Annotated in this window: 5 protein-coding genes; 3 read left to right on the top strand and 2 right to left on the bottom strand. The window is 20.6% G+C overall.

The features are described 5' to 3' along the window. The first annotated feature begins 1,333 nt into the window (after positions 1 to 1,333). The gene (locus tag OC710_RS02105) at positions 1,334 to 2,110 is read left to right on the top strand and encodes a hypothetical protein (RefSeq protein ID WP_054598516.1); all 777 of its coding nucleotides are present in this window, start codon (positions 1,334 to 1,336) and stop codon (positions 2,108 to 2,110) included. Positions 2,111 to 2,526: 416 nt separating this feature from the next. Here OC710_RS02105 and OC710_RS02100 read toward each other — a convergent pair whose 3' ends face one another. After that, positions 2,527 to 3,507, bottom strand: coding sequence for a hypothetical protein (locus OC710_RS02100; RefSeq protein WP_054598518.1), 981 nt, complete (start codon positions 3,505 to 3,507; stop codon positions 2,527 to 2,529). 487 nt (positions 3,508 to 3,994) lie between these two features. Between OC710_RS02100 and OC710_RS02095 the strand changes: the two genes are divergently transcribed. Next, positions 3,995 to 4,441 (top strand): SVM family protein, encoded by a 447-nt coding sequence (locus OC710_RS02095; protein WP_054598519.1) that lies wholly within the window; start codon positions 3,995 to 3,997, stop codon positions 4,439 to 4,441. 1,112 nt (positions 4,442 to 5,553) lie between these two features. Then, positions 5,554 to 7,743, top strand: coding sequence for a hypothetical protein (locus OC710_RS02090; RefSeq protein WP_004995337.1), 2,190 nt, complete (start codon positions 5,554 to 5,556; stop codon positions 7,741 to 7,743). A gap of 718 nt (positions 7,744 to 8,461) precedes the next feature. Here the strand turns inward: OC710_RS02090 and OC710_RS02085 are convergent. Continuing rightward, positions 8,462 to 8,761: an SVM family protein gene (locus OC710_RS02085; RefSeq protein WP_004995340.1), complete on the bottom strand. Its 300-nt coding sequence runs from the start codon at positions 8,759 to 8,761 to the stop codon at positions 8,462 to 8,464. Positions 8,762 to 8,792: the final 31 nt, after the last annotated feature.

The raw sequence follows: 8,792 nt of genomic DNA, 5'->3' as shown, positions 1-8,792 counted from the left end.
TGTAAAGATTGTCACCGCAAGGTAACCAATCAACAAATACATGATATCAGAAAGAATAAGAACAATAGGAATAAATAGCTAATTAACCGCGAGGAGAAATTAGTTCTCGCAAGAGAGTAAATTATGGCAAGCCGGATGCTTGGAAACTTGCTTGTCCGGTTTGGACGGGGGCTGATTGTAAATAAAACAGCAAAGATAAATCGCTGAATAAAACGCAATTAATCTATCCGTATATCATAGATGTATTTTATTTAATAGATATTTAGTCAATAAATATAACCAAAATTACAAAAATTTATTTTTTTATATAAATTTAAATTTATCTTTATACCAGAAATAATAACTATTAATAAAATTTTAATGATTATTAATTTTTATTTAATTTAAAAAAATATCTAAATATTTGTTAATAAATATTAAAAATGATAATTTATATATGTGAATAAAATAAATAGGAGATGTTAAATATGGTTAAATTAAAAAAAATAATTAAAATCATTAATTACAGCACATTGTTTTTATTTTTATTCTCGATTATAAATATTAATCAAGTGATAGGGGCGCCAAAGAGGCCTAAATATCGTGTGATTTAACCAATCACCAGTGCAGATAAACACTGAAAGGATAAGAATGGTTCATTAAACGAAAGAATAGTGAATTACAGCAGTTCTTAAAAGCGGGTTGTGACGAAGTAGTTAGTCAAGAAGATGCCGCCACCGAATGATTTTAAGGATAAGCCTGAAAGGGCCTAAGAAGCTAAGAAGATGTAATTTGATAACCTGTTTCGTAAACTACTATAAACGAGCAGTCCTGAGTCTATCAACATAAGCAATCATTGTTGGATAGTTTATCAATTAACAAAAAAACAGGAATCTCACCATTAGTAAATGGTTACTTCACCTAAGGAATCAAGGTCGATATTTAGAGTAACTTGGAGAATCCTAAAAGCTAGTTATTAAATTAACTAATAATGAAATAAAAGTCATTAGGCTCAAGGATAAAGCGACTTTTTAGTAGTCGGAGGAGTAAAACTTAATTTGGAATAATTAAGTTAATCGCCCTCCCAAGATGAAGGTTAACGGCTTTTATAGGGCGAAAGAAGTCAGTAATTTATTGTGCAATATCATAAAGTGTTACAGGACGATTATAATCAACAACTAACCAGTGGTGACATTAAGTTAGTCTTCGTAAGAAGGTAAATTATGGCAAGCCGGATGCTTGGAAACTTGCTTGTCCGGTTTAGATGGGGGCTGTTTGTAATAGATATCAAAAATACCAATTTTGATATTGAAACGCAAATAATCTATCCATATCTATAAATAAAGATGAATATATGAACAATCAAGATAATATGAAAATTCATGATATTCATCTGGAAAATACAGAAGATATATTACAACATTTAATAAACAAAAATTGTTATGAAAGTTTCAGTTATTTTGCCTTAGAATACCCATGTTATAATGGACAAAATGTTAAATACGATCTTATTTGGAAAATTAAAAATCCCCTTTTTAAACAATTAGGCACTAATGAATATAAGTTAATGTGTGTTTTGTTTGATAAAGGAGAGAGAGACAAAAAAGATGATATTTATTCTTTAGAAGATTTAAAACAAATGAGCAACGGAGCTTCCAATATGTATATTTTTTGGCTTAAAAACAAATTTTTAGATCCAAATGATAAAAAAAATGTACAGAATCTAATATTTAATAGATTAGAACTAGAATTTAAACAAAAACAAATAAAAGAAAAAATAAAAGAGATAAACGAATTATTAAATTATTTATCACAAGAAGAAAAAAAATTTTCTAATTTAGAAAACGATTTTAAATTACAAATAAAATCTTTATTAAAAGATAAAAAATCACTTGAAGTTGAAATAATTAATTTAAGGCAAAAAATTAAAAACCTTGAAGACACTAAAAATGACGAAAATATTCTTAAAAATAAACAAATTAAAGAACTTAATAGTCAATTGAATTTATTAAAAAAAGATATCCAAAACGAAAAAGAAAAATATCAACAATTGAATAATTCTTTTAATAATAAACAAAAAAAATATTCAGGAATTCGTGATTTTTTACATCAAAACTTTTTTCGTTTTTAATTTATATTATCAATTATTTTAAAAATTAATCATTTTCATGTAACAATAAATGTTAATATTAAGTAATTATAGAAATTAATTTTAAAATTTATTTTTAAAAAATAGAATTTAAGAAAAAAATATATCTGTAATTTTAATATCATTAAAGAAATAGAAGATAATATTGATAAATTATAAATTAATAATAAAATATTTTTAGGAAACTTACGGATAAAAACTAACAAAATCAACTTTAAAAGTTGATTTTATTATTTTGATATATATCAAAGACAATAATATGATGTATTAAAGTAGAATTATAATATAAACATTAAAATAAATAAAATTAATGTTATTTTATGAAATAGAATTTTTTAAATTTTTAGATATAATATGCAATTTAATAATATTTTTTAAATAATATAATAAAACACTGATTAAACTGATTCGATATAAAAATTATTTTTAATATATTGAATATTATATCGGATTTCGTCATAATGATTTTTTTTTATTTCATAAATTATTTTGGAAAATCTTTTTTGATTTTCTTTTTCCTTTTTAATTTCTTTATAAAAATATTCTTTTTTTTCTTCTATTTGTGTTATTTGTGATTGTAATTTTTCATTTTCTTTGTCAATATCGTATTTTTGTATTTGTTGATGTATATTTGGGATATTATTATTTTTGTACAATTGGCGTTGCTTCAAGTTATTCTCAGATGTAGTTAATTGTTTAAATTCATTTTCGATAATTTGCGGATTAGGAAGAGAATTTATTTTTTTTTGTAAATTGTTTATTTTTATTTGGCTTTCATTAAATAGTTTTTGCCATTTATATATGACATCTTGTTTTTGTTTTATTTTCTCTTTAATGTTAAATTTTGTTTTTTCATTTTGAATAAAAACTTGATCTTTAGTTGGTAAAAAAGATATTTCAAAAACATCATCACAATAAAATTCTAAAAAATAATTTTTAATTTTTTTCCATTGATCAATGTTAATATTAGTTTTATGGTTATTTTCCGCTAGAGTATTGAATCCTTGTATTGATGATTGCATTTCTAAATCAATGTTTTCTATAAAATTTGAATCCAGTAATTGTAGGTTAAAACCCATATTATTTGCAAAATTTGAATTCGATATTTCTTGAAAATCAATATTATTATTATTTACATTATTAATATTTTCGCTAATATAAACATTTTTATCTTTCGGATACACATCAAAGTCTTGTATTGACTCTAATGCTTTAGAATTTATTTCTTCTGATAAATTTGAATTAGACACTTCTTGAAAAGAAATATCATTTTCATAATCATTATTAATTTTCGTTTTTTTAATATATATAAAAATTATTATAATCGCTAACAATATAATACTTAAAATTAAAAAATGTTTCTTACGCAAATTTATCATAATAATTTTATCGTTTTTCTTTCTAAAAAATAATAAAAAATTAAAAAAATTATTTTTTTATTATTAAAATCACATTTTAATTATTATACATTGTTTGTTTATATTTGATTTAAAAAATCTGATGTATTATCAAAATATTAAAAATAAATAATAAATATAAAATTTGGCTTAATATTTTTTTATTTAACATTCTTTTTTTAAAATTGTATAATAATGATATATTCAAATTTCCATATTTGATAATAATCGCTATTATCAGAAAAGCTGTGAAATTCATGAATCAATCTTATTTTTTTCAAAAAAATTATTAAGAAACTATCTTAGTATTAATTAAGATTATAATAATGTATATAAAGAAAAAACATCATTATCTTTTGAAATATAAAATGATATAATACAGTATAAAAATAATTATTTATATAAATGATCCTTCTATAGCCGCTCCTAAGCTAAGGAATAGAAAAAAATAAAAGGAGTTTAATAATTAATGTTTAAATACAATAATCCAATTACAATTATAAAAAATTATGTATTAATTTTATTAGGAATTTTATTAATTAGTATTAATAATCATTCTATTATGGCGACAAAGTTAAATACTAAAGATAAAGAAATTATAAACCGTGAAATTAACGATCAAGAAGTAAACAAAAACTTTCAATTATTAAATGATATAAAACAAAACATTTTGATTATGTTCATCCAAATATCATCGATAGATCTTAAAAACAATAAATATGCATTAATATCAAACGATAATGATGTTATTCCGCAAATAAAAGAGTTTTTGAAACAATCGAAACAAAAATACCCTGATTTAATCGGGGAAGATATTAAAAAAGTAACTAAATGGGTATTTTTAAATGGAGATACAGAAGATCAAAATAAGATTTATAATATATTACAACAAATATTATTAAATTGCGCTCGATAATGGTTAATTAAAATTAACCTAATATAAGGATATAAGAGTCAAAGAAACCTAAATTCACATTATATCACTAATAATCAGTACCAATTAAGCACGATTATACTAAATATCTAGTCAACAAGTATGTACCAAACTAGAAGTTAAGGATAAGAAAGGTTGAAATCATTAAGTGGTTAAGTAGTATAGTAAAATATCTCTAGCAAAAAAATAAAGTTTTGGATATTGATATTTTTAAAACCAAATTATATCTTAAAATCATTACAATTAAATCTGTTAATCATCAAGACCAACTTTTAAGTTGGTCTTTTTTGTTTTTTTTAATCAAAATGAAAACAATATTTTTTAATTTATTCTAAAAAGAAATAATTTTTTAAAAAAAACTTTATTTTTAATTTTTTTAAAAAATAAATAAAATTTAAAAAAATATTTGATTAATTCGGGATATTATTTTTTTGGAGGTACTAAAAAAATTATATTATTTAAATATTATCTAAAAATATTAATTAAACAGAAATTTATACATGATTCTTTATAATATTTGAATTTTTACTAAATAAAACTAATTTAAATTCTTATTATTTTTTTAATATTGACGCAAATATTAATATTTGGTAAAATTGATTTACATGTTATTAAATTGAAAATTAATTTAATGTTTATAAACTTAATATATTATTATTTATAATCATATTTTTATTTTAATCGGTTTTTAGTAAATTCTTAATAGATAAAATTAAATTATCTATTAAATTAAATAGTTTTATATTTTTTATTTTTTTTATTCCTTAATTCAAATGGTCTATTATATTAAAAAATTTAATTCTTTTAAAACATTTGTTAATTTATAATTATTTATTTTGGGAAATTTTTTTTATTGAAAATTGTAATTTACAATAAATATTTTTAAATTGGTTATATTTTAATAAATCCGATTTCAAACGTAAAAATTATATTAAAAAATTTTTTTGGTTAATTTAATAAAAAATTATTCTTACCGTATATAAATCATATTTATTATTTTTTTATTTAATTTTTTTAATAATTTTAAAATATTTTAATTAAAAAACAATTAATAAAAAAATTGAGATAAAATTAACGGAAAAGGTTTGTTTAGTATGTTTGAAAAATCCATGCAACATAAAATTATTAAATTATTAATTACAGTTTTTATGTTTTTTTTATTATTAAATATTTTTTTAATAATATTATTTAAGCTTAATAATGAGAGCAAAAAATCCAAATTATTTTTAAATACACAAATAAATAAAGTTGCAAAGTTAAAAACAAATACACCTGAAGAGCAAAAATTAATTTTTATAGATAATAATATTATTGATCCTGACGAAGTTATTGTAATTTTAAAAGAAAGAATAGTTAATCAATTTTTAAAAAGAAATAAAATAGCAAAAGCTTTTGAATTAGCAAACAAAGATTTAGATATTAAATTTACAATATCAAATCGTAATCAACCAATAAAAGATGAAAAAAAATTTATAAAAGAATTAATCAAGATTGATCCCCAAATAACCCTAAAAGATGATGTAATCGAAGAACTTAAATATATATTATTAAAAGAATATAGAGAAAAAAAACAATTATTTCACTCATATGATTTTTTTGTAAATTATAAATTAATTCACAATAAAATAAGAAATTCCCATATATATAAAATTCATGAATTATACAAAAATTCTCAAATCCAAAATATAAAATATCCTTTTTATACAATAGTATTAAAATTTATTTTAGAAGATAAAGAAAATGAAATCATTAAATCAAAGGAACACCTTAAACAATTGCAAGCTAATTTCAATTATTATAATGTAATAGAAAATCGAATAAAAAATGAAAAAGAATTTGAAAATAATTTAATAGCAATAGATTCAACATTAACATATCAACAAAATTTGTTAATTTTAAAAGAAAAGATAAAAAATCAATTTAAAGAAAAAAATCAATTAGCGAAATTATATGATCAAATGCGAACAGAAATAGAATTATCTAGTTTCGAAACTAAAGAACAATACTATATTCAAAATGAAGAAGATTATATAAAAAACTTCTTGTTTACATCTGTAAATATGCCGACTTCGGAAGAAAAAATTTTAGAACATTTCCAGAGAATATTATTATTAGAATATAAAAATAAAAAAAATATTTTAAATTTATATAGTTCTTACTTAAAAAAAATAATAGATATAATGTTGGATAAAATATCAAATAATTTTATAACATGGTCGCCAACTAAAATAGGTATAATAAATAAAATAATAAATAATCCTTTATTCACTTCATTTCTAAGACTTGAAATAGAAGATGCTCAAAACGAAATTATTAATTTAAAAGAACAAATTAAAAATACACCGGCAACTCTAAAAAATTTAGAGGATACCAAAAACGAATTACAAAATAATTTTCAAAATAAGTTAAAAAATTATTTTATCGCTTATGATCAAAAAATTAATGATTTAAAAAATCAAATAGAACAACTAACTAAAAATGATCAAAAACACGACGAAACTGATCAAAGACACGATAAAAATATTATTGATTTCAATAAAAGATTACAAACATTAACTGAAACTGATGAAATACACGACGAAACTGATCGAAGACACGACGCAACTGATCGAAGACACGACAAAAATGATCAAAAACACGACGAAACTGATCAAAGACACGACGAAATTGACAAAATACACAATGAAAATGATCGAAGACACGACGAAACTGATCGAAGACACGACAAAAATGATCAAAAACACGACGAAACTGATCAAAGACACTATGAAAATTATCAAAGACACGATAAAAATACTATTGATTTTGATAAAAGATTAAAAACATTAACTGAAATTGATCGAAGACAAGATGAAAGTATTATAGAATTTAATCAAAGATTTAAAACATTAACTAAAAATGATCAAAGAAAAAATGAAAATGATCGAAAACAAGATGAAAGCATTAATAAGGTTACAGACAAAGTCACGAGCTTCGATACGATTCACAAAACATTGACCGAAGATAAATATGAAGTAGAAAAAACATTCACACAAAATATAATCGATTTAAAGTATAAAAATAAATTAATAAAAGAACAAAACCAAAACCATCAAATTTTGAAAAAAAATAATACAAAATTTATCAAATTAGCTCACAAATATTTAACAAATATTTATTCCATTGATACTCAAAAATGGATATTTTCATTTAAAAAATATAGTAAAATTTATTTAGTAATAATTACATGTATGATAAATATTTTATTTTACTTATTATTATTAAGTAATAAATTTAAATCATAATTTAAACATAATTATAAAATGATAAACTTAAAAATTATTTTAATTAAAAAGTTTATTTTTTTAATTAAATTTCTTAATATAAATATTTTTATTATCAAGTGTTGAATTGTAATCTAAAATTATTTAGATTAATTTTGAAATAAAAATTTTTAGTTATTAAAGATACTATAGCACCTTAATAGACTTGATGATTATATTTTTGTTGGTTTAGTTGCCGGTGGAGGGTTTGGGTGAGCGTGATTTTGTCACTGCCATATTTATTAATCATTCAAAGAAAATTGATTTTATGGTTCTTTTCCTTTGCCAATGAATAAAGGTATAAAAAACCTTTATGGAGAAGGTCTTACTTATTTAAATTTACTTAATTGTTTTAAATAAGTGATTTGAAATGATTATTATTTAGTTAGTTTTAATAATGATAAATACTTTTGGTCATATGTTATCATTTCTTTTACAAATTCATTATCCTTATTAATAATTTGTTGCGATTTCGTCCGCATAAAGAAATTTAATTTCTAATAAAATGTTAGTTTGTCCGAATCCATTAATACCTGAAGAAAACATATTAATTTTATCATCGATAAAGATAATATAAGAGAACTTTAATTAAGAGGTTGTTCAAAAAAAGCACACACTACAAGGTCGGTTTTTAAACCATATTCGTTATTTTTATTTTTTTGTTCCATTTATAAGATTATTTTGATTTTTTAACATAACTCTATTTTTTTATTTTTTTAGAACTTGATGATGAGTTTTCTGTTTTGTTATTTCTTTTTTGTTTTGTTGATATTAGTTTAGTAATTCTAGTTAAATTAATTTGAATTCCTTTTTTATTAAAATATTCAATACCTTCGTTTAAATCATTAATTGCTTTATCTACCAAATCATAATCTTCTTTTTGTTGATTTTTATTATTATCCGCTGCCATAACTGGATGAATATTGATTAACAGGAATAATCCTAAATAATTAATTAAAAATAATGGTAAAAGATATAATTTATTTTTTATTTGAATCATTTTAACTTATAACTCCTTTTATGTTATCCCT

The organism is 'Vigna radiata' phytoplasma (genome assembly GCF_030586915.1).
Taxonomy (GTDB): domain Bacteria; phylum Bacillota_I; class Bacilli_A; order Acholeplasmatales; family Acholeplasmataceae; genus Phytoplasma; species Phytoplasma australasiaticum.
Note: the sequence above shows the minus strand (reverse complement) of the source record. Positions and strands in the feature narration are given on the sequence as shown.